At 71.7% G+C, this 25,254-nt stretch carries 26 protein-coding genes and 1 riboswitch; of the genes, 14 read left to right on the top strand and 12 right to left on the bottom strand.

What is annotated here, in order from left to right; genetic code table 11:
* Positions 1-16: 16 nt before the first annotated feature.
* From LXM64_RS14360 to cofG, 9 genes are read right to left on the bottom strand one after another with little or no spacing between them, the layout of a single operon-like run.
* Positions 17-412 (bottom strand): SseB family protein, encoded by a 396-nt coding sequence (locus LXM64_RS14360; RefSeq protein WP_234073802.1) that lies wholly within the window; start codon positions 410-412, stop codon positions 17-19.
* On the bottom strand, positions 405-617 hold the full coding sequence (locus LXM64_RS14355) for a hypothetical protein (protein ID WP_234073801.1): 213 nt from the start codon (positions 615-617) through the stop codon (positions 405-407). Before LXM64_RS14355 ends, LXM64_RS14360 begins: the two co-directional genes overlap by 8 nt.
* Entirely contained in the window at positions 614-1,930 is a 1,317-nt protein-coding gene (locus LXM64_RS14350) for a hypothetical protein (protein ID WP_234073800.1), read from the bottom strand. Before LXM64_RS14350 ends, LXM64_RS14355 begins: the two co-directional genes overlap by 4 nt.
* Positions 1,927-2,244, bottom strand: a complete 318-nt coding sequence (locus LXM64_RS14345; protein WP_234073799.1) for a hypothetical protein — start codon at positions 2,242-2,244, stop codon at positions 1,927-1,929. Before LXM64_RS14345 ends, LXM64_RS14350 begins: the two co-directional genes overlap by 4 nt.
* Positions 2,244-2,648: a YbaB/EbfC family nucleoid-associated protein gene (locus LXM64_RS14340; RefSeq protein ID WP_234073798.1), complete on the bottom strand. Its 405-nt coding sequence runs from the start codon at positions 2,646-2,648 to the stop codon at positions 2,244-2,246. The genes LXM64_RS14345 and LXM64_RS14340 overlap by 1 nt, the downstream gene beginning before the upstream one ends.
* Before the next feature lie 10 nt (positions 2,649-2,658).
* On the bottom strand, positions 2,659-3,282 hold the full coding sequence (locus tag LXM64_RS14335; protein ID WP_234073797.1) for an NTP transferase domain-containing protein: 624 nt from the start codon (positions 3,280-3,282) through the stop codon (positions 2,659-2,661).
* Positions 3,279-4,289 (bottom strand): glucose-6-phosphate dehydrogenase (coenzyme-F420), encoded by a 1,011-nt coding sequence (gene fgd / locus LXM64_RS14330; RefSeq protein WP_234073796.1) that lies wholly within the window; start codon positions 4,287-4,289, stop codon positions 3,279-3,281. The genes LXM64_RS14335 and fgd overlap by 4 nt, the downstream gene beginning before the upstream one ends.
* Complete coding sequence (locus LXM64_RS14325) at positions 4,286-5,770, bottom strand: flavin-containing monooxygenase (RefSeq protein ID WP_234073795.1); 1,485 nt, start codon at positions 5,768-5,770, stop codon at positions 4,286-4,288. The genes fgd and LXM64_RS14325 overlap by 4 nt, the downstream gene beginning before the upstream one ends.
* The gene (gene cofG, locus LXM64_RS14320) at positions 5,767-8,133 is read right to left on the bottom strand and encodes a 7,8-didemethyl-8-hydroxy-5-deazariboflavin synthase CofG (RefSeq protein WP_234073794.1); all 2,367 of its coding nucleotides are present in this window, start codon (positions 8,131-8,133) and stop codon (positions 5,767-5,769) included. Before cofG ends, LXM64_RS14325 begins: the two co-directional genes overlap by 4 nt.
* Positions 8,134-8,247: 114 nt before the next feature.
* Between cofG and LXM64_RS14315 the strand changes: the two genes are divergently transcribed.
* On the top strand, positions 8,248-8,640 hold the full coding sequence (locus LXM64_RS14315; RefSeq protein WP_234073793.1) for a hypothetical protein: 393 nt from the start codon (positions 8,248-8,250) through the stop codon (positions 8,638-8,640).
* A gap of 159 nt (positions 8,641-8,799) precedes the next feature.
* Here LXM64_RS14315 and LXM64_RS14310 read toward each other — a convergent pair whose 3' ends face one another.
* Together LXM64_RS14310 and LXM64_RS14305 are read right to left on the bottom strand one after the other, a co-directional pair.
* A complete protein-coding gene (locus LXM64_RS14310) occupies positions 8,800-9,630 on the bottom strand; it encodes an ABC transporter permease (protein WP_137418823.1) in 831 nt (276 codons plus the stop codon).
* Positions 9,627-10,964, bottom strand: coding sequence for an ABC transporter ATP-binding protein (locus LXM64_RS14305; protein ID WP_234073792.1), 1,338 nt, complete (start codon positions 10,962-10,964; stop codon positions 9,627-9,629). The genes LXM64_RS14310 and LXM64_RS14305 overlap by 4 nt, the downstream gene beginning before the upstream one ends.
* A 115-nt stretch (positions 10,965-11,079) precedes the next feature.
* On the opposite strand from LXM64_RS14305, the gene LXM64_RS14300 reads away from it, so the two are divergent.
* The 6 genes from LXM64_RS14300 (at position 11,080) to LXM64_RS14275 (ending at position 16,250) form a co-directional block, all read left to right on the top strand.
* Positions 11,080-12,138, top strand: a complete 1,059-nt coding sequence (locus LXM64_RS14300) for an enoyl-CoA hydratase/isomerase family protein (RefSeq protein WP_234073791.1) — start codon at positions 11,080-11,082, stop codon at positions 12,136-12,138.
* A gap of 2 nt (positions 12,139-12,140) precedes the next feature.
* On the top strand, positions 12,141-12,965 hold the full coding sequence (locus LXM64_RS14295) for an LssY C-terminal domain-containing protein (RefSeq protein ID WP_234073790.1): 825 nt from the start codon (positions 12,141-12,143) through the stop codon (positions 12,963-12,965).
* Positions 12,962-13,480: a hypothetical protein gene (locus LXM64_RS14290; RefSeq protein ID WP_234073789.1), complete on the top strand. Its 519-nt coding sequence runs from the start codon at positions 12,962-12,964 to the stop codon at positions 13,478-13,480. The genes LXM64_RS14295 and LXM64_RS14290 overlap by 4 nt, the downstream gene beginning before the upstream one ends.
* A gap of 71 nt (positions 13,481-13,551) precedes the next feature.
* On the top strand, positions 13,552-14,478 hold the full coding sequence (locus tag LXM64_RS14285) for a J domain-containing protein (protein ID WP_234073788.1): 927 nt from the start codon (positions 13,552-13,554) through the stop codon (positions 14,476-14,478).
* A gap of 52 nt (positions 14,479-14,530) precedes the next feature.
* Positions 14,531-15,838: an SLC13 family permease gene (locus tag LXM64_RS14280; protein WP_234073787.1), complete on the top strand. Its 1,308-nt coding sequence runs from the start codon at positions 14,531-14,533 to the stop codon at positions 15,836-15,838.
* Between the two features lie 34 nt (positions 15,839-15,872).
* A complete protein-coding gene (locus LXM64_RS14275; RefSeq protein WP_234073786.1) occupies positions 15,873-16,250 on the top strand; it encodes a TIGR03618 family F420-dependent PPOX class oxidoreductase in 378 nt (125 codons plus the stop codon).
* Between the two features lie 19 nt (positions 16,251-16,269).
* Here LXM64_RS14275 and LXM64_RS14270 read toward each other — a convergent pair whose 3' ends face one another.
* Positions 16,270-17,868, bottom strand: a complete 1,599-nt coding sequence (locus LXM64_RS14270) for a D-alanyl-D-alanine carboxypeptidase family protein (protein ID WP_234073785.1) — start codon at positions 17,866-17,868, stop codon at positions 16,270-16,272.
* Between the two features lie 37 nt (positions 17,869-17,905).
* A riboswitch (TPP riboswitch) is annotated at positions 17,906-18,016 on the top strand.
* Here LXM64_RS14270 and LXM64_RS14265 point away from each other — a divergent pair.
* From LXM64_RS14265 to LXM64_RS14235, 7 genes are all read left to right on the top strand, one after another.
* Positions 18,009-18,647 (top strand): ECF transporter S component, encoded by a 639-nt coding sequence (locus tag LXM64_RS14265; protein WP_234073784.1) that lies wholly within the window; start codon positions 18,009-18,011, stop codon positions 18,645-18,647. (Overlaps the previous riboswitch by 8 nt.)
* A complete protein-coding gene (locus tag LXM64_RS14260; protein ID WP_234073783.1) occupies positions 18,644-20,107 on the top strand; it encodes an ABC transporter ATP-binding protein in 1,464 nt (487 codons plus the stop codon). Before LXM64_RS14265 ends, LXM64_RS14260 begins: the two co-directional genes overlap by 4 nt.
* Positions 20,104-20,889 carry an energy-coupling factor transporter transmembrane component T family protein gene (locus tag LXM64_RS14255; RefSeq protein ID WP_234073782.1) on the top strand — a complete coding sequence of 262 codons (786 nt, stop codon included), beginning with the start codon at positions 20,104-20,106 and terminating at the stop codon, positions 20,887-20,889. The genes LXM64_RS14260 and LXM64_RS14255 overlap by 4 nt, the downstream gene beginning before the upstream one ends.
* Positions 20,890-21,221: 332 nt before the next feature.
* Positions 21,222-21,983, top strand: coding sequence for an SDR family NAD(P)-dependent oxidoreductase (locus LXM64_RS14250; protein ID WP_234073781.1), 762 nt, complete (start codon positions 21,222-21,224; stop codon positions 21,981-21,983).
* Positions 21,980-22,750 (top strand): enoyl-CoA hydratase/isomerase family protein, encoded by a 771-nt coding sequence (locus LXM64_RS14245; protein ID WP_234073780.1) that lies wholly within the window; start codon positions 21,980-21,982, stop codon positions 22,748-22,750. The genes LXM64_RS14250 and LXM64_RS14245 overlap by 4 nt, the downstream gene beginning before the upstream one ends.
* A 32-nt stretch (positions 22,751-22,782) precedes the next feature.
* Positions 22,783-23,625: an SDR family oxidoreductase gene (locus LXM64_RS14240; protein ID WP_234073779.1), complete on the top strand. Its 843-nt coding sequence runs from the start codon at positions 22,783-22,785 to the stop codon at positions 23,623-23,625.
* Between the two features lie 64 nt (positions 23,626-23,689).
* Complete coding sequence (locus LXM64_RS14235; RefSeq protein WP_234073778.1) at positions 23,690-25,174, top strand: DUF4407 domain-containing protein; 1,485 nt, start codon at positions 23,690-23,692, stop codon at positions 25,172-25,174.
* Positions 25,175-25,254 lie beyond the last annotated feature (80 nt).

Here is a 25,254-nt window from a genome sequence, read left to right as displayed (position 1 = left end):
CCGATGTCGTTCCGCGCTAATGCCCGGTGAGGCTCCGTGCCGTCTCCAGCTCCTGGCGGAAGGCGGCGAGGCCCGCGGCAGGAAGCTCGAAGCCGACGCTCGAGCCCGCGTTCACGACGAGTCCTTCGCCCACCGGCATGCGACGGATGAGGTCGGCACCGGTGAACGTCACCATCCACGGCGCGAGAGCGTCGAGCTCGCTCGCGAGGTCGGGGTCGGTGAACACGGCCAGCACGCGCTCGGAGGCGCCGGGGTAGTACACCGGCTGGAAGCCCCGGAAATCCTCGCCGGGGTCGCCGCCGCTGGGCACGTAGACGGTGGATGCGGCGAACGTCCACAGCACGGTCTGCATCGTCAGACGCTGTTCGCGCGCCTGCAGGATCGCCAGATCGACGACGGTCGGTTCAGTCATTGCCCACCTCGTTCGGGAAGCGCTCGCGCGCCTCCTCGTCTGTCATCGGACGCAGCCCTCGGCTGTTGTCGAACCACCACGTGCGGCACACCTCGCAACGATAGAGCAGGTCCACCGGCGAGGTCGACGTCACGAACCGCGGCTGCCCGCCGCTGTACGCGCCCTCGCGGCACACCGGGCACCCGAGCTCCGTCTCAGTGCTCAATACCGTCTCACGAGCACCCACGCTCCATTCTCCAGCTTCGTCAGCACCGCGTTGCTGCGCATCGCGTCGCCGCCGGCGATGAGCGTCTCACGCGTGGAGTTCACCAGGTACGCCCCCGTGCCCGTGTTGACAGCGGTGTGGCCGTAGGTGGTGCTCGTGTTGGTGGGGTCGGGGTAGAAGTGCTCCCACCCGCCCGAATCCGCCACCGTCGGGCGGCGCAGCTCGCCGGGGTCGACCGGGAAGTGCACGGCGTAGATGTCCCCGCCGTTGAGGTAGGCGTCCTGCGCCATGGGCGCCATGCCGGTTTCGCGCGCCGCCTGCGCGGGCGTGTGGATCTTGGCCGCATCCTCTGTGGGCATCGCCCACACATCCGAGCCCGACCGGCCGAGCGTCGCCGCCGAGTGGTCGTAGTGCTGCACGACCTTGTCGCTGAAGATCGACGTGTGATACCCCTCATCGATCATGCTTTTGAGGTCGGCGGGGGAGAGCGGATCGCCGACGCGGGCACGGATGGTGGGGCCGTCCGGTGCGCGCACCGACGGCCCCGAGCCGCCGCCCTTCAGCACGCTGCTGAACAGGTCGCCCGCGCGCTGCAGCAGACCCTTCAGGTCGTCGAGCAGCTTGCCGAGGTTCTTGCACGAGCGCAGCACCTTCGTGACCGTCTCGCCGACGGTGGTCGCGAGCTGGCTGACGCGCGTCGTCACCTGACCGATCACGACGGGCGTGGCCAGGCCCACCGTCACCACCAGCTCGGCCACCCACGAGATGATCGCGCCGGCGAGCTGCGACAGCACATCGCGCACCAGATCGTGCACGACCTGCACGATCGTCGACGCCATCTGCAGACCCGTCGACATCGCCCCGGCCCAGGATGCGGCCCCCGACAGATGCTGCGCGACATCCTGCTGGAATCGGCGGTAGGCCTCCATCGCCTCACCCGCCATCTCGTCGACCTGGCCCACGACATGGGCGAGCTCCTGTGCCGAGGTCTCCAGCTGGGTCTGGATGTTCGACCACGTCTGCGCGAAGGCGGCGACCTCGCCCGCGTTGCCGGCGAAGTCGTTGAGCCAGCCCTTCAACGGTTCGAGGTGGTCGATGATCCAGCCGAGACCCGCCCCGATCAGTGACCCCAGCGGGTCGATCGCCGTGGCGGCCACATCGATCGCGACGCCGACGCCCGCGAGGCCGCCCTCGACCCAGGATCCGGAGTCCACTGCGGCGACGAGCTGACTGCCCGAGTCGAGCAGCCCCGCGCCGCTGAACGGTGTCGCCGTGTCGATGGGCGCCGCCACCAGCACGTTCGCGGTGCTCAACCGAGTCCCTGACCGAGCGTGTTGATGCCCTGTACGACGTCATCCTCGAACGAGGCCATGTCGCTGCCGACGCCGCGTAGCTCCGTCGCCGACCGGCGCAGCATCTGCTCGGCGGAGCCGATCGCCTGCTGCGCCATCGCGGCCGCCAGCTGGGCAGGCGGAACGAGGAACGCGCACAGCACGCCGAAGGCGCCGCCGCTCATGTTCGTGGACCCGGCCGCATCCCGCGCGACCGAGACGTCGGACGCGACGAGCTCGACCCGCGACGCCTGTGCGGCGATGAGATCGCCGTCGAGAGCGATGTGGTCGGCCATCACGACCACCGCACATTCGTCCCGCCGCCCTGCGGCAGGGCGTCTGCGATCTCGGCGCGCAGCCGCTCGGTGGCGCCGGCCTGCTCGCCGAACAACTCCGCGGCGATGCGCACCGCCTGCTCACCCGCCTGGCGCTGTGCGGCGCGCGCGGTATCGACGAGCAAGCGGGACAGCGCCTGCGGGGACAGTTCCATGGCCGCATCCGACAGGTCCGCATCGAGCAGCCGGCCTGACGCGTCGACCGTCACGCGCAGTTCACGCCGGGGTGAGCTGGCCGTGGCGCGCACCTCTGCGACCTCGCGCTGGAACTGCTGACCGCGCTTCGCCTGCTCCTGGGCAGCCGCGATCTGCTGCTCGACGCGGGCGATCGACGCGTCCGCATCCCGCATGAAATCGTCGCTCACCTTTGGCACGTTACGCCTCTCGGCGAGGGCCTCCCTGCGAAACCGGGTCGCCTGTGGAGAACCGAACGGAGTGGGGTCCGAGACCCAACGCGGATGCCGCCGCGAGCTGCGCCGCCGTGTCGACGTCGCGACGCAGCGTCGACTCCTCCGGCACGTCGAGGCGCACGCAGCCGAGCGCCAGATGGCGGGCCAGCGAGTCCACTCCGAAGGCGCTCCGCCATGTCACCCCGGCACGCGCGGTGACGAGGGTCGAGCCGGTTCCCTCGGCATCCGCGACGACGGCGCGGTCGACGGATGCGGCCGCATCCAGTGCTCCGCGCAGGTCATCGGAGCGGAGCGCCGGCAGGTCGCCGAGCAGCGCCGCACGAGGCGCGTGCGATGCCGGCATCCCGAGCGCGATCGCCGCGTTCAGGCCACGCGGCACTTCCTCGGCGACCACCGTCACGCCGCCGATCGCCGCCACCGCCGCTGCCGTCTCGCGATCCGCGGTCACGACGACGACGCGCGCGACCGCGGCGGCGGCCGCGACGGTGTCGAGGCCGATCGCGCGAACCAGTGCGGCACTCGCGCCCAGTCTCGACTTGCCGGATGCCGCCGCCTTCAGCGGGACGACGATCGTCCAGTCGAGGTTCACGCGAAGCGGGCGCGCAGACGCGGAAGGATCTCCTCGCCGTAGGTGCGCAGGAACTGCTCCTGGTCCTCACCCGGGTCGTGGAACACCAGGTGCCGGAAACCGAGGTCGACGTAGCGGGCGATCTGCTCGACGTGCTCGTCGGGATCGGTCGAGACGATGAAACGGGATGCGGCGCGCTCGATCGGCAGCTCGGCCGCGCGACGCTGCATCTCGATCGGGTCGTGGATGCCCATCTTCTGCTCGGCGCTGAGCGCGAGCGGTGCCCAGAAGCGCGTCTTCTCCAGCGCCGTCTCGCGGTCGGCGGCGTAGGAGACCTTGACCTCGATCAGGGTGTCGACGTCGTCGCTCGAGCGTCCCGCTTTCTCGATCCCCTCGGCGAGGGCCGGGAGCAGTGTGTCGGTGTAGAGCTTCGGATCCTTGCCGCTCGTCGTGATGAAGCCGTCGGCGATGCGCCCCGCCAGACGTGTGGCCGCGGGGCCCGCGGCGCCGATGTAGATCGGCACGGGCGTCGTCGGGCGGTCGTAGACCGTCGCGTCGCTCACACTCCAGAAGTTGCCCTCATAGGTGACGCGCTCGCCCGCCCACAGTTTTTCGATGAGGGTGATGGCCTCCTTGAGGCGCTGGAACCGCTCGGGCGGCTCGGGCCAGTCGAGTCCGAGGGTCACCTCGTTGAGCGCCTCACCGGTGCCCACGCCGAGGATCACCCGGCCAGGGAACATCACCCCGAGCGTTGCGAACGCCTGCGCCACGACGGCGGGGTGATAGCGGAAGGTCGGCGTCAGCACACTCGTGCCCAGCAATACCCGCGAGGTGCGCGATCCCACGGCCCCGAGCCAGGGCAGCGCCGCCGGGGCGTGACCGCCCTCGTGCATCCAGGGCTGGAAGTGGTCGGAGATGAAGACCGAGTCGAAACCGACCTCCTCCGCCAGCACGGCGAAGTCGGCGAGTCGATCGGGGGAGAACTGCTCGGCCGAGGCCTTGTAGCCCAGACGCAGGGGAACGGTCATGACTCTCCTCTCGCCCGCGACGCGTCGCGGTGCAGTGGGGCCGGCAGGAACTCCGACCCATCGGTGGAACCCAGCATGGCGCGGAAGGCGTCGACGGTGTCGGGCCACAGCAGGGTGAGCCTTCCCGACCGGGCGTCGACGTACCAGTTGTCGCAGCCCCCGGTGAGCCAGGGGCGGGATGCGGCCGCCGCATCGATGCGGGCGGTGTACGCCGACTCCGCATCCGGACGCAGACGCAGGATGCCGTCGCCGGCACGGTCGAGGCAGCGGGCCACGTACTCCGCCTGAGCTTCCAGCATCAGCAGCGACGAGTTGTGTCCGAGCGACGCGTTGGGGCCGTTGAGCACGAACAGGTTGGGGAAGCCCGCGACCACGGTAGAGGCGTAGGAGGTCATCCCCTCACTCCAGTGCTCCGCGAGTGTCTCGCCCTGCTCGCCCGTCACGAGCTCCGCATAGGGCTGCTCGGATGCGGCGAACCCGGTCGCGAGCACGAGCATGTCGGCTCGGTAGCGGGCGCCGGATGCGGCAACGAGCTCGCCGCCGTCCACGCGCGCGAGCGCCGACGGCTCGAACGCGACCGCATCCGAGGCGACGGCCGGGTAGAACTCGTCCGAGAGCAGCACGCGCTTGCAGCCGAACGCGTAGTCCGGGGTCAGCGCGCGGCGGAGCGCCGGGTCCGCCACCTGTGCTTCCAGGTGGGCGAGCGCGACCGTGCGGGCGGCGCGCGCCGCATCCTCATCACCGGAGCGGGAGGCGAAGCGTTCCTCGCCCTCCCGGTACAGCTCGTCGCGCAACCGCGCCAGCTCGTCCGGATGCTGGGCGAACCGGCGCCGGTCGGCGGCGGTGTAGTCCACGTCGCCGCGCGGCACGATCCAGGCCGGTGTGCGCTGGAACAGCACGACCTCGGCGCCCTGTGCGACGAGCGCCGGCACGAGCTGCACGGCGGACGCGCCCGTGCCGACCACGGCGATGCGGCGGCCGGCGAGAGGCGCGGTGTGGTCCCAGCGCGCGGAATGGAACAAGGGGCCCTCGAAGGTCTCGAGTCCCGGGATGTCGGGGATCGACGGTTCCGTCAGCCGCCCGCAGGCGAGTACGAGACGACGGGCGCGCACATCCTCGCCGCGTCCGGTCTCGACGAGCCAGCGCTCGCCGTCCCACGCCGCCGACTGCAGCGGCGTGTCCAGCTGCAGGCGCTCGCCGAGCTGCTCGGCTTCCGCGATGTGCTGCAGGTAGCGGTGGATCTCGTCGCCGCGGGCGAAGAGCCCCGACCAGTCCGGCCACGGGTGGTTCGCGAGCCCGTAGAGGTGAGAGGGCACGTCGCACGCGACGCCCGGGTACGTGTTGTCGCGCCAGGTGCCGCCGACCGAGCTGCCCCGATCGAGCACGGCGAACGATTCCCGTCCCGCCCGACGCAGGGCCGACGCCATCGCGAGTCCGCCGAACCCCGCGCCGACGATCGCGACATCGACCTCGCGGGTCATCGCACCGCCGCCTTGCGCTCGTCCGACGGTTCGCCGTAGACCGTGGTGCGCTGGCGTAGCGGGCGGAAGAGCCGACGGGCGATCCGCGCCGCATCCGGGAGGGGAAGCTCGTTGCCCGACTCGATGCCGGCCTCGGGGCGCACGCGACCGTCGAGCAGCGTGCCGCCGAGGTCGTCGCCGCCCGCCTGCAGCAGCACGGCGCTCGTCTCGAGTCCGTGCCGGGTCCACGGGATCTGGATGTGGGGGATGCTGCCCGAGAAGAACAGGCGCGACACCGCCGCCATCGCGCGGTGCTCGTCGAGCGCCGAGCGTCCCTCGACCAGGCCGATGCCACCCGCGGGGCCGGGGAGGGGGATCGGGACGAACTCCGTGAACCCCCGCGTCTCGGACTGGATGCGGCGCAGGGTGCCGAGGTGCGCGATGCGCTCCGCCGCGGTCTCGACGTGACCGTAGAAGAGCACGCTCGTCGAGCGGAACCCGGCGCGGTGGGCGGCCGTGATCGTCTCGATCCAGCGGTCGATCTCGAGATCGCCGGGAGCGATGAGGCCGCGGATGCGCTCCGAGAGCACCTTCACTCCGGTGCCCGGAACGGTGTCGACGCCCGCATCCCGCATCGCGGCGAACGCCTCGTCGAGCGTGAGGCCGTTCCGGGTGGCGAGGTCCTGCACGTCCTGCGGACGGTAGGCGTGCAGGTGGATGTCGGGCGCGGCGGCGCGCGCGGCCCGCACGATGTCGAGGTACGCCTCCGGCGCCTCTTGCGGAGCGATCAAGCCCTGGATGCACAGCTCCGTCGCACCGAGGTCCCACGCGTCCGCGGCGATCGCCGCCGCATCCGCGAGATCGAACTGGTCGGGTGTCTGCGCGCCCGCCGCGCGGAAACCGGTCGAGGTGAGATTGCGATTGACGGCGATCGTGATCGCCTCGCCGACCGTGTAGCGGCGTACGTCGTCGGCGATGTGCGCGAGGTCGTCCAGGGCGGTGCCCGTCGCCTCGAGCAGGCGCAGCCACTCGGCGTCGTCGAGCGCGAGCGGATCGGCCGCTGCCCGCTCCGCCAGCCCCCGCACGGTGCTCGCGCGTGCGCTCGGGTTGGTGTTCCTCTGAACGTGAGAGGCGGTGCGGGCGAGGTGGGTCGCGGGGTCGGAGAGGGCAGCGACCGGGGCGTGCATCGCGGGGTCGAGCCATGTGTCGGGGTCGGCGAGGTACTCGGGGTGAGCGGTGAGGCGCTCGCGCAACTCGTAGCCGAGGGATGCGGTCGCCGCCGCCAGATCGTCGACGTGCGGCCACGGACGCTCGGGGTTCACATGGTCCGCGGTCAGCGGCGACACCCCGCCCCAGTCGTCGATCCCTGCACCGACGAGCAGAGCGAACTCGGTCGGATCCGACAGGTTCGGCGGCACCTGGATCCGCATCCGCGCTCCCATCACGATCCGCGCCGCCGCGACGACCGTCGCATACTCGAGCAGGTCCGCATCCGGGGCGTCCTGCATCGCGGTGCGCGGCTTCGCACGGAAGTTCTGCACGATCACTTCCTGGATGTGGCCGTGCCGCTCCTCGGCGTCGCGCAGCGCGATGAGCGATTCCGCCCGGTCGAGCGGGGTCTCGCCGATGCCCACCAGGATGCCGGTGGTGAACGGGATGCGGGCAGCCCCCGCATCCTCGATCACCTGCAGCCGGAGCGCGGGATCCTTGTCGGGGGACCCGAAGTGCGGCTGGCCCGGCGTCTCGAACAGGGCGCGAGAGGTCGTCTCGAGCATCATCCCCATCGAGGGTGCGACCGGGCGGAGGGTCTCGAGCTCGTGCGCGTGCATGACGCCAGGGTTCAGATGCGCGAGCAGGCCGGTCTCGGCCGTCACGAGGCGGGCGATCGCCGCGACGTAGTCGAGCGTGGATGCGTACCCGTGCTCGTCGAGCCAGGCGCGCGCCTCGGGCCAGCGTTCCTCCGGGCGGTCGCCGAGGGTCAGCAGCACCTCCTTGCATCCGAGCGCCGCCCCCTGGCGCACCACCTGCAGCACCTGCTCGGGCGACATGTAGGCGGGTTTGTTCTTCTTCAGCAGCTGGCCCGGGGTGTCGACGAAGATGCAGTAGTGGCACCGGTCGCGGCAGAGCGTCGTCAGGGGCACGAAGACCTTGCGCGAGTAGGTGATGACGCCGGGGCGCCCGGCGAGAGCGAGACCCTCGTCGCGCAGCGCGGATGCGGCGGCGAACAGGAGATCGCGGTCGGTGCCGTCGGCGGTGACGAGGGCGAGAACCTCGTTCACGCTCAGCCGTGCGCCCGCTCGGGCGCGGTCGATCACGTGGGCGACGAGCACGGGAGCCGTCTCGGGCCCCACATCTGACCGGGGGTCGGTACGAGGCGTGGGCACCGGTCCAGTCTTCCACCGCCGTGCGCGGTCGGGGTCGCACGAAGCTGGCGGATCGTTGTCCGTCTGTGAGCAAATTCGATGCCACGGCCGAGGCGTCGCTGGCAGACTTGGACCATGGTGACGCTCATGCTCGACTCGGGACACCTCGAGATCGTGCTGTCGGGCGCCGAGAAGGCGCTGGCATTCCGCAAGCGGAATGTGACGCTCGATCGTGCCGCGATCTCGCGGGTGCAGCTGACCGACGACCCCTGGACGTGGCTGCGCGGCGTCCGCTCACCCGGCACATTCATCCCCGCGACGCTCGCCATCGGAACGTGGCGTTACGCCGGCGGCAAGGACTTCGCCGTCATCCGCAAGAACCGCCCCGGCGTGGTCATCGACCTCGAGGGCGACACCGAGTTCCAGCGCCTTGTGCTCGGCACCCGACACGGCGAGGCCCTCGTGAGGGCGCTGCGCGTCGACGCGGGCGACGACCCGACCGACGTCGTCGAGCTCGCCTCCAGCTGAGCAGGGTCCCGCGGAGCCGGGAGTCAGCCGACATCGCGGGGGCGGGCCCCCGCATCCGCCGAGCGAGCATCCGTTCGCCGAATGAGCATTCAATGAGGTACTCGCTCGATGATCGGATGCTCGCTCGGCGAGGAAGCGCGGGCCCCCGCCGGAGGTGGGTCAGCCGACGTCGCGGCGCCAGCTGGCGAAGTATCCGAGCACCGTGAGCAGCAGGCCGTACGCGAGCAGCACGAGGCCGCCGACCCACCACTCGAGCGGCGCGCCCGCATCCCCTCCCGCGCTGGCCGAGAACAGGCTTGCGCCGACGAGGGTGTCGCTTGCGGCTCCCGGCAGGAACCGGGCCGCGTCGCTCAGACCGGAGACGAAGGCGCCGCCGAAGCGCAGCAGGGGCTCGATGAACTGCGTGAAGGCGAGCACGATGACGACCGCCGCGACCTGGTTGCGCACCACGAGACCCACGCCGATGCCGACCACGACCCACAGCACGAAGGCGATCACGATGCGTCCCAGCATCGCCCACGTGTCCGAGGAGTCGAGGCCCGTGCGCTGCCCGAACCCGGCGAGGACGCCGGCGGCGGGGCCGACCGTGACGATCAGCGCCAGCGCGGCGTAGACCAGGCCCATGACGGCCCCAGCCAGGACCTTCGCCGTGAGCACCCGCCCGCGCTTCGGAGTCGTGAGGAACGTCGGGGTGAGCGTGTTGTGGCGGAACTCACCGGTGACCAGCAGCGTGCCGATCAGCAGCGGGAACACGTAGCCGACGGATGCGGCGAGGCTGTAGATCAGGGCGCTGACGTCGCCCGGTACGCCGGTCGCCGTGAGGCCGCCGCCGCTCGAGGGCAGGGCACCGCTCGCGGCCAGCGCGAACACCACGGACAGGCCGGCCGCGGTGAACCCGACGTAACCGGCGAGGACGATGCCGAGGATCCACCAGATCGAGGTGGTGAACTGCTTGGTCAGCTCGGAGCGGGTGACGTTCACAAGGCTCATGCCCGGCCCCCTTCCTCGCGGTCGTCGGCTTCGGGATGCGGCTCGGCCTCATCCATCGGCTCGGTGATCTGGATGGCCTCGGTCGGTGCGGGATCTGCGTCGGAGGTCTCGCCTTCCGCCGGCTCGGAGTCGGACGCGGGAACCTCTCCGCTCTCAGCGGCGGGCGCGAGATCATCGGCGGCAGCCGCCTGCTGCTCGTCCGGCGCCGCGGTCTCCTCGACCGGGGCAGTGTGATCGGCGGGGGCAGTCTCGGAGGCGGCCGCAGCATCCTCCCGAGCGGCCTCGGCGGCGCCCTCGGGAACCGGAGCGTCCAGCGGCACCTCCACGTCGGGCGCCTCGGTGATCTCCGACGTCTCCGGGGCGGGATCGTTCTCCGGTGCGAGCGGGGCGTCCTCGTCGACCGCGGGGATGGCCGCGGCCTCGCCCACCGGTGGGTGCACGCGCGTGCCGTCGACCAGCGCAAGGAAGATCTCCTCGAGCTCGGGACCGCGGCGCTGCAGGCCCGACAGGGCGATGCCGGATGCGGCGGCGAGCGCGCCCACCTCGACGGGCTCCGCTCCGCGAACCGTGAGTCCCGAACGCAGCACCTCGAACGAGTGTCCCGCCGCGGTGAGCGCGGCCTCAAGGGCGGCGCGATCGGGGGCATCGACGACCGTCGCGTACTCGTCGGGGTCGGCGAGGTCTTCGATGCCGCCGTCGAACACGAGTCGTCCGCGGGCGAGGATGAGCAGGCGATCCGCGGTCTGCTGGATCTCCATGAGCAGGTGCGAGGAGACGAGCACCGTGCGGCCTTCGTCGGCGAAGGCGCGCAGCAGCATCCGCATCCACTTGATGCCCTCGGGGTCGAGGCCGTTGGAGGGCTCGTCGAGCACGAGGACGCCCGGGTCGCCGAGGAGCGCGGTGGCCAGGCCCAGTCGCTGCCGCATCCCGAGGGAGTACCCGCCGACCTTGCGTCCGGCGGCGTCCGAGAGACCGACGAGGGCGAGCGTCTCGTCGATACGGCCGGTCGGCAGCCCCGCCGCCTGCGCGTAGACCTTCAGGTGGTTGGCGCCGCTGCGACCGGGGTGGAAGCTCGACGCCTCGAGGGCGGCGCCGACGGTGCGCAGCGGATCGCGCAGTTCGCTGTAGTGCGATCCGCCGATCGTCGTCGTGCCCGAGGTGGGCCGGACGAGCCCCAGCAGCATGCGTAGGGAGGTCGTCTTACCGGCGCCGTTCGGGCCGAGGAACCCGGTCACGAGGCCGGGCTCGATACGCGCGCTCAATCGGGAGACGGCATCGATCGTGCCGAATCTCTTGGTGACCTCGGAGAACTCCAGGATCTGGCCGTCGGGCATGGGAACCTCCGTCAAGGTCAGAACGTTTCTCCATTCTGGCGGAAATCCGCGGAAAATCGGGGATCGACTCTCGCCGATCCCGTGCGGGTGCTCCGGCGGCGCTAACGTGGCGGGCATGAGCGGTACGGATGCGACGGTGCTGGTGCGGTCGGATCAGGGGGTGGGGCGGCTGACGCTCAACCGTCCGCGCGCGCTCAACGCCGTCGACATCGATATGGTGCGACGGCTCGCCGGGGCCCTGGATGCGTGGGAGCACGACGCCGATGTCGAGGTCGTGCTGCTCGACGGTGCGGGCGATCGCGGCTTCTGCGCGGGCGGCGACGTACGTCTCCTGCGTGAGCAGGCGATGAGCTCCGACGCGGAGCGCACCGCCGACTTCTTCCTCGCGGAGTACGCGCTGAACGCCCGCCTCGCCGAGTATCCGAAGCCGGTCGTGACGATCGCCGACGGGATCACCATGGGCGGCGGCGTGGGGCTCGCCTCGCACGCCGGGCACCGCGTGGTCACCGAGCGCTCGCAGCTGGCGATGCCCGAGACCCGCATCGGCTTCACGCCGGATGTCGGTGGCACGTGGCTGCTCGCGCATGCGCCCGGGCGCATCGGCGAGTACCTCGCGCTGACGGGCGGCACGATGGATGCGGCCGACGCGATCTACGCCGGCTTCGCCGACCACCTCGTTCCCTCGGACCGCATCGACGCCTTCCGCGACGCCCTCGAGACCCGCGCGGATCCGCAGGGGCCGGCGGAGCTCGTGCTCCTGTTCGACGAGACGCCCGACATCTCGCGCCTCGAGACGGCGAGAGCGTGGATCGACGACGCGTTCTCCGCCGATTCGGTCAGCGAGATCCTCGCGCGGCTGCGCGCGCATCCCGAGCCGGATGCGGTCGCCGCCGCCGAACTGATCGCCGCGCTCTCGCCCACCGCGCTGACCGTGACGCTCGAGGCCGTGCGTCGCGCGCGGCGCAGGCGGTCGCTGCGCGAGGTGCTGGAGCAGGAGTACGGGCTCGTGATGTGGTTCGCCCTCACCCAGCACGACCTCGTCGAGGGCATCCGCGCGCAGCTCGTGGACAAGGACCGGTCCCCGCGCTGGCATCCCGCCGCACTCGACGATCTCGACCCCGGGATCGTCGATCAGGCCTTCGCCTTCCGGCCCCCACGGGCGCTCTGGGGCTGATCGTGGCCGCGGGGGAGAAGAGGAAGCGCCGGACCTACTCGATCGGCGTCGCGCTCGACGGCTTCTTCTTCGTCTTCGCCGGCCTCGCCTCGATCTGGCTTGCCTACCTGAGCTTCACCGAGACCTTCCGCGTCGGATGGTGGGGCATCCCGCTCGCGATCGCGTTCTGGGTCCTGCTGGCGTACCTCGTGCTGCCCCGGCTGCACCGCATCCTGACGATGATCTACGTGCCCGACTACTTCATCGGTCGCACACGCACGAGCGACGGACTACTCGGCGACCCCGTCAACCTCGCGTTCATGGGCAGTGCCGAGCAGATCGAGGAGGTGCTGCGCCGAGCGGGCTGGACGAAGGCCGACCCCGTGACCCTCGCCTCCTCGTGGCGCATCATCACATCGACCCTCACCAGGCGCAGCTACGACGAGGCCCCCGTCAGCCCGCTGTTCCTGTTCTCCAGGCAGCAGGACTTCGCCTACCAGCAGGAAGTGGACGGCAACCCCGCGCAGCGCCACCACGTGCGCTTCTGGCGCTGCCCCGACGACTGGCTGCTGCCGGGCGGACGCCGGGTCGAATGGCTGGCCGCCGGCACCTTCGACACCGCCGTCGGGCTGTCGCTGTTCACCCTCCAGGTGACCCACCGGATCGACGCCGACACGGACATCGAGCGCGACCACATCGTGCAGACCGTGACCGCGGCGGAGCCCCGGGTGCGCGTCGACGTGATCGCGGACTTCTCCACCGGCTATCACGCCCGCAACGGCGGCGGCGACAGCATCCGCACCGACGGCGATCTGCCGATCGTGGACGTGCGGGGGGTGACGGCGTGAGCGAGAAGGTCCCCCGCAAGCGCACGGCATTCGAGTCGCCGGCGCGCCTCGCGCGTCCGCTTGACCACGACCCCAACATGCCGCGGCCCGCGGCGACCGTCGCCGGCGGACTCCTCGTCCTGCTGCGCGTGCTGGCGGGAGTGATCTGGCTGCTGTCGATCACGTTCGAGTGGCGTCACATCGTGCACGACGCATCGGTCGTTATCGACGGAGTCCCCCTCAGCGAGGAGGAACGGGCGCTCGGGCTGGGGTTCGTCTGGCTCGTGGGCGGCGCCGTGCTGCTGTTCGACGCCGTCATGGCGATCTTCGTCCTGCGCGGCGGCAACCGTTCGCGGGTCACCGTGCTCTTGTTCTCGGTGCTGTCGATCAGCTTCGCCTTCTCGACCTGGTGGGTGCAGGGCCAGGACATCCGCATCAGCAGCACCCTGTTGAACCTCGGCCTCGACATCCTGGTGCTCCTCGCCCTGTCCAGTCGCAAGGCCGCCGCCTACGCGCGACGAAACGAACGACGCTGAGCTCACGGCGCCCGAACAGGCACGGGCCGGTAGCCTGGACGCTGCCGTGCGGCAGGTGAAAGCGAGGCGGCGTGTTCGACAGTCCCCTCTCCGCATCCGCGTACGACATCCTCCAGGTCGCAGCCGATGCCGACGACGAGACCCTGCGGCGTGCGTTCCGGGTGCGCCTGCGTGAGACGCATCCCGACACCGGCGGCGACGCGGTGCGCTTCGTCGAGGTGCAGCGGGCGTGGGAGCTCGTGGGCACGCCCGAGGCGCGAGCGGCCTACGACCGCGGCCGGGGTGCGGTGAGCGCTGCGCCCGAGGCGGAGGGTGCATGGACGCCGCCGCGCGCACGGCAGGACACGCGTCCGCGCGCACGATCCGCCGGCCAGCCCGGGGGATGGCGGCGCGAACGGTATCTCACGCTCATCCGCGAGTGGGTGGGGCGCGGTGCCGAGGTGCCCGATCCCTACGACGCGCAACTGGTGCGCTCGGCGCCGCGCGAGATCCGGCGCCTCCTGGCCGACGCGCTCGCCGAGGAGGCGACCGCCCGCATCGTCGCCGACCTCGGCATGGGCTACAGCGTCTGGCACGACGTCGCCGCATCCGGTCGCAGCGGAGACCTCGACGACAAGCTCGACCACATCGTGCTCGGGCCGAGCGGCCTCTACGGGGTGCTCTCCGAGGACTTCGGCGGCCCGGTCGGTTTCCGTCGCGGCGAGATCATCGGCCCCGCCGTCGTCGGCGCCCCCGTCAGCGATCTGCTCTCGCGGATGCGGGTCGTCGCCCGCGCGGCGCGGGTGCGCTTCAGCGGCGCGATCGTCGTGCTGCCCGACAACGACCTCGCCCAGCAGATCACCGAGCTCGGCACCGTGCGCGGCACGCCCGTCGTGGTCGCCGGGCGCTCGGCGCTGGCCACCGTGCTGCGGCGCGGCGTGACGGGCGCGCGCGACATCGGGGGCAACGAGGTGTTCGACGTGCGTACGCGCCTGGACGCCACGGTGCGCTTCGTCTGATCGCACGGTCGCGGGCCGGATGCGGCGAGCCACCCGCCGCTAGCGTGGAGGCATGGATCCGGTCACCGCGACGTTCCTCATCCTGGGGTTGGCGGTGCTCGCGTTCCTCTCGGGCCGCATACCCCTCGAGGTCGTGGCGATCGGCGTCGCCCTCGCCCTGTGGGCGACCGGCGTGCTTACCCTTCCCGAAGCGCTCGCCGGGTTCGGCGATCCCACGGTGCTGTTCATCGCCAGCCTGTTCGTCGTGGCCAGCGCGCTCGAGCGCAGCGGCATCACCCGCTGGCTCGGGGGCCTGATCGTCGCTCGCGCCGGCCATCGTCGAGGCCCGGTCCTCGGCGCACTCGGTGCACTCGTGGCCGTGCTGACCGCCTTCCTCAGCATCAACGGCGCCGTCGCCGCCCTCGTGCCCGTCGCCGCAGTGATCGCCCGACGCGCCCGCATTCCCGCGTCGAAAGTGATGATCCCGCTGGCCTTCCTCGCATCGGCTGCGTCGCTGCTCACCCTCACCGGGACGCCGGTGAACGTCGTCGTCTCAGAGCTCGCCGAGGCCGAGACCGGCCGAGGGTTCGGCTTCGCGGAGTTCGCGCTCGTCGGGCTGCCGCTGCTGGGAGCCGCCCTCACCATCATCATCCTGTTCGGAGACCGTCTGCTGCCCTCCCGGCCCGATGCCGCCGCGCATGCCGCATCCGGGCCGCGCGAGGCGGAGACGTTGTCGCTGGTACCCGAGGCCGTCCGCACCGGCGCCGTGCGGACGGTGCCGACCGGGATGCGGCGGGGAGCCCGACGCACGCTCGTCATCACCGCCATCATGGTCGTGCTCCTGGCGACGGGACTCACGCCGCCCGCGGTGGCGGGCCTCGTGGCGGCCGGTGCCCTCGTGCTCACCCGCGTCGTGACGCTTCCCGCCCTGTATCAGGACATCTCGTGGACGACGCTGGTGCTCATCGCCGGCATGATCCCGCTCTCGGCCGCGTTCTTGCAGACCGGCGCCGCGGAGGTCGTGGCCGACGGGGTTCTCCGCGTCGTCGGCTCGGCGGATCCGCACCTCGCGCTGCTCGCGGTCTGCGTGGTCACCGTCGTGCTCGGTCAGTTCATCTCGAACGTCGCGACGGTGCTGATCGTCGCGCCCGTCGCCACCGCGATCGCGGTGAACCTCGGGGTCAGTCCCCTCACCTTCCTCATGGCGTTGACCGTCGCCGGAGCGGCGTCCTTCCTGACACCCGTCGCGACGCCGGCCAACCTGATGGTGCTGTCCCCCGGCGGGTACCGGTTCGGCGACTACTGGCGTCTCGGGCTCCCGCTCGCCCTGCTGTTCCTCGCGGCGGCCGTGCTGTACGTGCCGCTCATCTGGCGGTTCTGAGCCGACGCCTATCCGGCTCTGGCAGGCTGAGGCGGTGATCACCGATGCCGCGCGCGCGTTCCTCGCCGAGTACCACCTGGCAACCCTGTCGACGCTGGACCGGCAGGGCCGCATCCACTCGGTGCCGGTCGGCATCACGTACGAGGACGGCATCGTGCGGGTGATCGGCTCCCGCGGCACGCAGAAGTTCCTCAACGTCGAGCGCACCGGACGCGCCAGCGTCAACACCGTCGACGGTCGCCGCTGGCTCAGCTTCGAGGGTCCCGCGCGCGTCATCGAGGATGCGGATGCTGTCGCCCGCGCCGTCGAGCTCTACACCCGCCGCTACCGCGAGCCCCGTCCGAACCCCGATCGCGTCGCGCTCGAGATCACCGTCGAGCGCGTGCTCGGATCCCCCGACTTCCGCGTCTGAGAGCGGGCTCCCGCGCGGCTCAGACCAGGCCGAACAGCTCGAGCGGGTGCGTCAGCCGCCACCAGGGGCTCGGGCCGTCCAGTTCGCCGTCGAGCACGACGTCCACCGTCGACGCGTTCTTCGGGCCGGTCGCGACGAGCGAACCGACCACGTCGCCCTGCTCGCGCGCGTCGCCGAGATCGAACGAGGTCGCCAGCGACGCGGCAGAGCCGTTCCACAGCACCACATCGGCGTCGGCCGCGGTCACGATCGGAACGGGCGCGCCCCACCTCGTCTCCACCCGTCCGACGGTCGTGCCGGCCGCGACCGAGGGCTTGAGTTGCAGCTCCTGCTCGACCTGGGCGAAGAGGGCGCGCGTCGCCGCATCCCGCGTCTCGACGTCGGGCTGGCCGAGCGTCGCGGCGTAGATGCGGACCGTGGTGTCGCCGACCGTGACGTCCTTCGCGGCGAGCAGATTGTAGGAGTCGAGCGTGCCGGTCTTGAGGCCGACGACACCGGGATCCGCGAGCAGGTTGTTCGTGTTCTCGACGAGACCCGCCCCGGGAAGCTCGACGGAGGGGGTGCGCACGATCTCGGCGATGACGGGGTCGGCGAGCGCGCGCTTGGCGACCTCCAGCAGAGCTGCTGGGGTGGCCGCGTTCTCGGCCTCGATGCCGGCGGGGCCGGCGATCGTGATGCCGGTCAGTCCGTGCGCTGCGAGCCAGTCGTTGGCCGCCCGCGCGTAGACCGCGTTGTTGGGCCAGATGGTGTCGGCGAGGCGGTCGGCGTAGTTGTTCGCGGATCCCATGAGCATGCCCTGCAGCATCTGGTACTCCGTCAGCGTGCCGCCCACCGGAACGTCGAGCGCCGACTCGCCGTTGCGGCGGTACGACCAGTATTCGCGTTCGTCGGCCGCGCTGAACGCGAACTCCCGGCCCTGTTCGCCTGCCGCGAGAGGCATCTGGTCGAGCACGACCATCGCGGTCACGACTTTTGTGATGCTGGCGATCGAGCGGGCATCGGGGCTGGAGGCGATCGAAGAACCAACGCCGTCGACGACGACGGCGGCGCTGCCGGCACCCGGCCACGCGCCGACGGCCGCGGCCGACGGAGTGGCCTCGACGGCCGACGCCTGCACGGTCGGGGCGACGGCGTACAGCGGCCACAGCAGTGTGGTGCCGCAATACGCCGCGATGACCGCGACGATCAGCGCGATCGGCACCAGGACCCCGGGACGCCACGGCGTCCGGCGGGGGGCGCGGGCGAGCAGGTCCGCGGCGACGGGGGTGAACGATGCTGCACCCGCGGCTTCGAGTTGTGGAGTCGTCCCCGACGCCCGTGCGACCGCGGTCTCGTCCACCCAGTTCAGCGCCGTGGTCACGGGAGGCACGACGACCGGCACGGATGCCGCCGCATCCTGGGGCGGGGAGAAGGAGTGCCCCGTGGCGGCGTCCTCCGGCGTGTCGTTGAAGCTCGCGGCGGCGATCATCGCGGGAGTGGATGCGGCGTCGACAGGCGCGCGCGGCACCTCGATCTCGAGGTCGTGGGGCGGCAGAGGAGCCTCGTCGACGGACGGCTCGGCGTCTCCGCCGCGGCGCAGCGAACGCCGAGTGGGCGGGGTCGGGCCAGTCACGGTCACCCGCCTACGGTAGCGCGAGCAGCGGGTCTATACTCGGCACGTCAACCACGGGAGTCCGGTGAGCCGGGCTGAGAGGAAGCGGATCCACGCTTCGACCGTCGAACCTGATCCGGATCATGCCGGCGCAGGAAGGAGCATCAATGCACACGTCCACGTCCACATCCGCTCGTCCTTCCCTCACCTCCCGGTGGCGGTGGCGGGTCGTCGACATCGTCGTCGCCAGCGTGATCGGCGTCGCGGCCGGCGTCATCTTCTGGGTCTGGGGTCAGGCCTGGACGCCGCTGAGCACGGCGCTCGCGTTCTTGCCGGGGCTCGAGGGTCTGCTCGCCGGAGGATGGCTGTTCGCGGGTGTCCTCACGGGGCTCATCATCCGCAAGCCGGGCGCCGCGCTGTACGGCGAGGTCGTCGCCGCGGTCGTCTCGATGGCACTCGGCACGCAGTGGGGCTTCACCACCTTCATCTGGGGAGTGGTGCAGGGGGTGGGAGCCGAACTCGGCTTCGCGCTGTTCGCCTACGCGAACTACCGTCTCTGGGTCGCTCTCGTCTCGGGTGCGCTCGCGGGACTGGCCGTGGCGCTGCTCGACACCAACTTCTCCTCCATCGCCGCGTACGACGCGGGCCCCCGCGCGATCTACTTCGTCTCGGCGATCGTCTCGGGCATCCTCATCGCGGGGCTCGTCTCGTGGCTCATCGCCCGCGCGCTCGCCGCCACGGGAGCGCTCGACCGGTTCGCCTCCGGACGGCAGGCGCGCATCGTCGAAGCCGCCGACGCGGCGTGACTCCCGGCGCGCGGGTCGTCGCCCGCGGGTGGGGGTGGCGGCACGCGGGCCGCAGACGCTGGGCCGTCGCCGACATCGATCTCACGATCGAGCCCGGCGAGCGGGTGCTGCTGCTGGGCGCGAGCGGCGCGGGCAAGTCGACGCTGCTGCGCGCCTTCGCCGGTGTGCTGGGCGGCGACGAGGACGGCGAGGCGACGGGGGAGCTGAGCGTCGACGGTGCGCACCCCGCATCCGTCCGCGGGGTCGCGGGCATGGTGCTGCAGGATCCCGACGCCCAGGTGATCCTCGCCCGGGTCGGCGACGATGTCGCGTTCGGATGCGAGAACCTCGGCGTGCCGGCCGACGAGATCTGGCCGCGAGTCGGTGAAGCGCTGGATGCCGTGGGGCTGCCCGTGCCGCTCGACCACCCCACGTCCGCGCTGTCGGGCGGGCAGAAGCAGCGGCTTGCGCTGGCCGGTACGCTGGCCATGCGCCCGAAGCTCCTGTTGCTCGACGAGCCGACGGCCAACCTCGATCCCGACGGCGCTCGTCAGGTGCGGGATGCGGTCGCCGCCGTCGCGGCCCGTACCGGGGCGACTCTCGTCGTCGTCGAGCACCGCGTCGACCTGTGGGCGGAGCTCGTCGAGCGCGTCGTCGTGCTCGCGCCCGACGGCGGGGTGCTGGCGGACGGCTCTCCCGCCGACGTCTTCGCCGCCGCGGCCGATGCCCTGACGCAGGCGGGCGTGTGGGTGCCGGGAGTCCCCGTGCGGATCACGCGGCGCCCGCGCACTGTGGAGGCATCGCCGCTCGTGGTCGGCGCCGGTCTCGCGGTCGGGCGCCGTCGGATCGGCCGCGGCGAGGCGCTCGCCGCCGCATCCGGGATCGACGTGCGGCTGAACGCGGGGCGGGCGCTCGCGATCACGGGAGCCAACGGTGCCGGCAAGTCGACGCTCGCGCTCACCCTCGCCGGGCTGCTGCCGCCGATCGGAGGCGAGGTGCGGGCGGCGGATGCGTTGGCCGCCGGCGTCGGATCCGATCCGTCCCGGTGGCGCGCAGCCCAGCTGCTCACGCGCATCGGCACCGTCTTCCAGGAGCCGGAGCACCAGTTGCTCACCGCTCGCGTGCGCGATGAGCTCGCCGTCGGTCCTCGTGCGCTGGGGCTCTCGGAGGCGGAGGTGGCCGCGCGCGTCGATCCGCTGCTCGAGCGCCTGCGTCTGGGGCGCCTCGCCGAGGTGAACCCCTTCACGCTCTCGGGTGGAGAGAAGCGCCGGTTGACCGTCGCCGCGGTCCTTGCGACCGCGCCGCGGGTCATCCTGCTCGACGAGCCGACCTACGGGCAGGACGCGCGCACCTGGCGGGAGCTCGCGGATCTGATCGACGAGCTTCGTGCCGACGGCACCGCGATCGGCTTCGTCTCGCACGATCCCGCCCTCGTCGCGGCGCTCGCCGACGACGAGCTGCGGCTGGGTCGGGCCTCATGAGCCTGTTCGCGATCGACGCCTCGGCGAGCCCTCTGGGACGGATCAACCCGGTCACCAAGCTCATCGCGACCCTCGTGGTCTCGGTCACGCTCCTGCTCTCGATCGACCCGGTCTCGGCGGCCGTGACGCTCGCGGCCACTCTCGTGCTGCTGGCGTTCTCGCGGCTGCGGGCACGCGAGCTGTGGCTGCGCGTGTGGCCGATCGGAGTCGCAGCCCTCATCGGCGGCGCGGCGACGGTGCTGTACGGCCGGCCCTCCGGCGCGGTCTTCTTCGAGTGGGGGCTCGTGCGCGTCAGCGAGGGGTCGCTCTCGCTCGCCGCCGCCATCGTGCTGCGTGTGCTGGCGATCGCACTGCCGTCCGTCGTCCTGTTCATCACGACCGACCCGACAGACCTCGCCGACGGTCTCGCCCAGCTGCTGCGCCTGCCCGCCCGCTTCGTGCTCGGTGCGCTCGCGGGCCTGCGCATGGTGGGACTGCTGGTCGACGACTGGCGTGAGCTCGCCCTGGCGCGCCGCGCACGCGGGGTGGCCGACCGCGGCCGCATCCGTCGGTTCCTCGGTCAGGCGTTCGCCCTGTTCGTGCTGTCGATCCGTCGCGGCACGAAGCTCGCGACCGCGATGGAGGCCCGCGGCTTCGGATCCGACGCCCCGCGCACCTGGGCCCGGCCGTCGCGGCTCGGCTGGCGCGATGTCGTGCTGCTCGCCCTCGCGGCGGCGATCGCCGCCGCATCCGTGATCGCCGCGGTGCTCGCCGGCACCTGGACCCTCGTCTTCGCCCTCTGACGCGTCCGGGGCGCCGCCCGCTGGTCTTGGCGCACCGCCCGCTGTTCCCCTGAGCACCGCCCGCTGTTCCCCTGAGCACCGCCCGCTGTCCCCCTGTCTGAAATCGAGCCGTAGGCGTCGATTTCAGACAGGGGAACAAGAAGCCCCCGTGCTCGCCTGTCACAGATCGAGCGCAGTGCGTCGATCTGTGACAGGCGAGCAGCAGGGACAGGGGAGCAGGGGGGGCAGGGGGCAGGTGGGGGCAGGTGGGGGCAGGTCGCGAGGGAGAGTGTGACGCTGGGACCCGGTGCCGCGTAGGGTGGAACCCGATACCGACGTACGAAGGAGAACGTATGGATGTCGCGGGTGCATCCGCGCTGGTCACGGGCGGCGCGAGCGGACTCGGCTGGGCCACGGCGCAGCGGCTCGCCGCCGACGGGGCGCACGTCGTCCTCGTCGATCTGCCGTCCTCGGCGGGCGCGGAACGCGCGGCCGAGCTGGGCGGCACGTTCGCCGCGGCCGACGTCACGAGTCCCGAGCAGATCGCGGATGCGGTCGCTGCCGCATCCGCCGCCGCGCCGTTGCGCGTGGTCGTCAACTGCGCGGGCATCGCCCCGCCGGCCAAGGTGCTGGATCGTGAGGGCGCCCCGACGCCGCTCGCCGACTTCGAGAAGCTCGTGCGCGTGAACCTCGTCGGCACCTACAACGTCATCGCCCAGTCGTCTGCCGCCATCGCCCGCACCGAACCGACGGCGGGCGGCGACCGGGGCGTCATCGTCAACACGGCGTCGGTCGCCGCGTTCGACGGCCAGATCGGGCAGCCCGCCTACTCCGCGTCCAAGGGCGGGGTGCATGCGATGACCCTCCCGATCGCCCGCGAGCTCGCGCGCCACGCGATCCGCGTCGTCACGATCGCGCCGGGCATCATGGAGACGCCGATGCTCGCGGGTCTGCCGCAGCCGGCGCAGGACTCGCTCGGCCAGCAGGTGCCGTACCCGGCCCGCCTCGGGCGCCCGGACGAATACGCCGGCCTCGTGGCCGAGATCGTGCGCAACGGGTACCTCAACGGCGAGACGATCCGTCTCGACGGCGCGATTCGGATGGCTCCGCGATGAGCGCCGACTCGATCCTGGTCGAGGTCGCCGACGGCCTCGCCCGCGTGACGCTGAATCGTCCCGATCGACTGAACGCGATGGACTTCGCGATGGGCGAGCGCTGGCGGGAGGCGGCCCGGCAGGTCACCTCGGACCCCGCGGTCGGCGCCGTGCTGCTGGATGCGGCGGGTCCCGCCTTCTGCGCCGGCGGCGACGTGATCTCCATGGCGACCTCCGGCGCCGACGGCAGCGATGTCACGGCCGCCGCGCACGTGATCCACGAAGGCATCCGCGCATTCGTCGAGTCCCGCGTGCCCGTCGTCGCCGCCGTCCAGGGAGCGGTCGCCGGCGGAGGGCTGGGTCTCATGCTCACGGCGGACTACATCGTCGCCGCCGAGGGAGCCAAGTTCGTCAGCCGCTACGCCAACATCGGCCTCACGCCGGACCTCGGCGTCTCGACCCTCCTGGCCGCCGCCATCGGCCCGCGCCGGGCGCTCCAGCTGCTGCTGCAGGACCGCACGCTGGCGGCGCCCGAGGCGCTCGAATGGGGACTCGTCGCCGAGGTGGCCGCTGACCCCGCATCCCGCGCTCTCGAGATCGCGCGGTTCTGGCTCGAGGGCGCGACGGGTGCGTTCGGGCAGGCGAAGCGGCTCGTCCGCTCGGGGGCCGACCGCTCGTTCGCCGAGAACCTCGACGACGAGGCGCGCACGATCGGCGCCGCCTTCGACACCCCTGACGCGAAGGCCCGCATCCAGGCCTTCGCCGCCGCATCCGCCCGCCGCGGGTGAACCCGACGCTCCCGACGTACCAAGGAGATCCCATGACCGAGCAGAAGCCGCTCGCCGGCAAGACCATCCTCATGTCCGGCGGCAGTCGCGGCATCGGCCTCGCGATCGCGCTGCGCGCGGCGCGCGACGGCGCGAACATCGCCCTGCTGGCCAAGACGGACACCCCGCATCCGAAGCTCGAGGGCACGGTGCACACTGCGGCGGCGGCGATCGAGGAGGCGGGCGGGCGCGCGTTGCCGCTGGTGGGCGACGTCCGCAACGAGGACGACATCACGCAGGCCGTGCTGACCGCCCACGGCGAGTTCGGCGGCATCGACATCGTCGTCAACAACGCCTCGGTCATCGACCTGTCGGGGTCTCTCGAGCTCGCGACGAAGAAGTACGACCTCATGCAGGACGTCAACGTGCGGGGCACCTTCCTGCTCTCCCGTGCCGCGGTGCCGATGCTGAAGGATGCGGCGAACCCGCACATCCTGTCGCTGTCGCCGCCGCTGAACCTGTCGCCGAGGTGGCTGGGCGCCCACACGGGGTACACGCTCGCGAAGTACGGGATGACGATGGCGACCCTCGGCATGGCAGCCGAGTTCGCGGACGCGGGGATCGCCGCCAACTCGCTGTGGCCGCGGACGACGATCGCGACCGCCGCCGTGCAGTTCTCCCTGGGCGGCGAGCGGATGATGGCCGTCAGCCGAACCCCGGAGATCTACGCGGACGCGGCGTACGAGGTGATCACGCGCCCCGCGCGCGAGTACACCGGCCAGACGCTCATCGTCGAAGACGTGCTCGCCGAGGCCGGCGTCACCGACCTCTCCGGATACGCCGCCGTGCCCGGCACACCCGACTCGGCGATGTTCCCCGACATCTTCCTCGACTGAGCGCACGGGGGCGTCCGAGGACGTTCGCACCTGGCACACAGGCAGGGCCTCCTACCCTTGCGCAGTGTCATTCTCCGCGCATCGACCCGGCCGCTTCGGCTCCGACGGCCGCATCGACCTCGAGTCGCAGCCTGAGGAAGAGGCGCTGTACCTGAGCGACGTCCGCCCCTCCGGCGACGTCGCGACCGGTCCGACCGAGGTGATCGACCCGATCGACGAGCCCGAGCAGGAGCCGCATCCCGAGGCATCCGTGCCCGACCCGGCGCCTCCCGTGGTCCGCGAACGCCGCAGCCCGCGCCGCCGCCCCCGCCAGCCCCTCTCGCGCACCCTCGCCGTGCTCGGCGGTGCCGAGGGCGAGGTGCTCGACGATGTTCCGAGCGAGACGCCGCGCTTCGTGCAGATGTTCTTCGTGCTGGTCGGCACCGCACTCGTCTCCGCCCTCTCGATGGGCTTCGCGCTCGTCACCGGGGTGCAGATCGCCGTCTGGGCCGCCGTGCCGCTCGCGATCATCTGGGCGCTCATCATCTTCAACCTCGACCGCTTCCTGACCTCGACGATGCGCTCCACCCGCAACGTGTGGCGGCTGCTCGGTCTCGCCTTCCCCCGCGTCATCATGGCGGCGCTCATCGGCATCGTCGTCGCCGAGCCGCTCGTGCTGCAGGTCTTCCACAACGACATCGCGCGAGAGGTCAACTCGACCAACGTGGTGCAAGCGCAGTCCGATCAGGATGCCGTCACGAACGGGCCCGAGAAGCAGGCCCTGGATGCCGCATCCGCCTCGCTCGCCGCCCTGCAGAATCAGGCGGCGACCGGTATCGTCGCGGGAACCTCCTCGACCTCGGCAGAGTCGGTCGCCGCGCAGGCGAACGTGGACCAGCTCACCCAGCAGCTCGCCGCGCAGCAGGGCGTGATCGATCAGGCCCGCGCGCTGTACCAGTGCGAGCTGACCGGCGAGGGAGCGGGCACCGTCCCCGGCTGCACCGGCGTGCAGGGATCGGGCACGAGCTCGGACGCCGCCCAGGCGCAGCTCACCCAGGCGCAGTCCGCGTACGACGCCCTCGCGACGCAGCTCAGCCAGGCCCAGGCCGCCCTCACCTCCGCCAACGCGGCCGGGACGGATGCGGCCGCCGCATCCGCCGACCAGAACAAGAAGCAGGCCGAGGACCAGCTGCCGGCTGCGCAGGCGCAGTACGACGCCGCGCTCGCCGCCTACAACGATCGCGCCGCATCCATCGCCGGGGGCAACGCGCAGGCGGTCGGGCTTCTCAGCCAGATCAGCGCGCTCGAACGGCTGTCCGAGCGCGAGCCGACCTTGGCCTGGGCCCACTGGCTGATCGCGGCGCTGTTCTTCATGATCGAGCTGCTGCCGGTGCTCGTGAAGGTGCTGACGAGCTTCGGCGATCCGTCCATCTACGAGAAGGCCGACGCCCTGCGCCGGCAGGTCTCCCTCGACCGGGTGACCGCGAAGACCTGGCACGAGCGCGCGGCGATCGTCACTGCGCCGGCGCCGCCCGCATCCGGCCCGCCTCCCGCCGCCGCGCGCACGTAGCGACGGCGGCTCGGGGCCGCGCCTCCAGCCGCGAGACTGCATCTCGTGCACGAGATCACGGGATTTACCCATGATCTCGT

The sequence above is a fragment of the Microbacterium binotii genome (assembly GCF_021398715.1).
GTDB lineage: Bacteria > Actinomycetota > Actinomycetes > Actinomycetales > Microbacteriaceae > Microbacterium > Microbacterium binotii_A.
Note: the sequence above shows the minus strand (reverse complement) of the source record. Positions and strands in the feature narration are given on the sequence as shown.

Bases quoted from the DNA above. Each gene is read 5' to 3' on its own strand.
- LXM64_RS14360 (WP_234073802.1), bottom strand. From the start codon at position 412: ATGACTGAACCGACCGTCGTCGATCTGGCGATCCTGCAGGCGCGCGAA.
- LXM64_RS14345 (WP_234073799.1), bottom strand. From the start codon at position 2,244: ATGGCCGACCACATCGCTCTCGACGGCGATCTCATCGCCGCACAGGCG.
- fgd (WP_234073796.1), bottom strand. From the start codon at position 4,289: ATGACCGTTCCCCTGCGTCTGGGCTACAAGGCCTCGGCCGAGCAGTTC.
- LXM64_RS14325 (WP_234073795.1), bottom strand. From the start codon at position 5,770: ATGACCCGCGAGGTCGATGTCGCGATCGTCGGCGCGGGGTTCGGCGGA.
- LXM64_RS14315 (WP_234073793.1), top strand. From the start codon at position 8,248: ATGGTGACGCTCATGCTCGACTCGGGACACCTCGAGATCGTGCTGTCG.
- LXM64_RS14310 (WP_137418823.1), bottom strand. From the start codon at position 9,630: ATGAGCCTTGTGAACGTCACCCGCTCCGAGCTGACCAAGCAGTTCACC.
- LXM64_RS14305 (WP_234073792.1), bottom strand. From the start codon at position 10,964: ATGCCCGACGGCCAGATCCTGGAGTTCTCCGAGGTCACCAAGAGATTC.
- LXM64_RS14300 (WP_234073791.1), top strand. From the start codon at position 11,080: ATGAGCGGTACGGATGCGACGGTGCTGGTGCGGTCGGATCAGGGGGTG.
- LXM64_RS14280 (WP_234073787.1), top strand. From the start codon at position 14,531: ATGGATCCGGTCACCGCGACGTTCCTCATCCTGGGGTTGGCGGTGCTC.
- LXM64_RS14265 (WP_234073784.1), top strand. From the start codon at position 18,009: ATGCACACGTCCACGTCCACATCCGCTCGTCCTTCCCTCACCTCCCGG.
- LXM64_RS14255 (WP_234073782.1), top strand. From the start codon at position 20,104: ATGAGCCTGTTCGCGATCGACGCCTCGGCGAGCCCTCTGGGACGGATC.
- LXM64_RS14250 (WP_234073781.1), top strand. From the start codon at position 21,222: ATGGATGTCGCGGGTGCATCCGCGCTGGTCACGGGCGGCGCGAGCGGA.
- LXM64_RS14245 (WP_234073780.1), top strand. From the start codon at position 21,980: ATGAGCGCCGACTCGATCCTGGTCGAGGTCGCCGACGGCCTCGCCCGC.
- LXM64_RS14240 (WP_234073779.1), top strand. From the start codon at position 22,783: ATGACCGAGCAGAAGCCGCTCGCCGGCAAGACCATCCTCATGTCCGGC.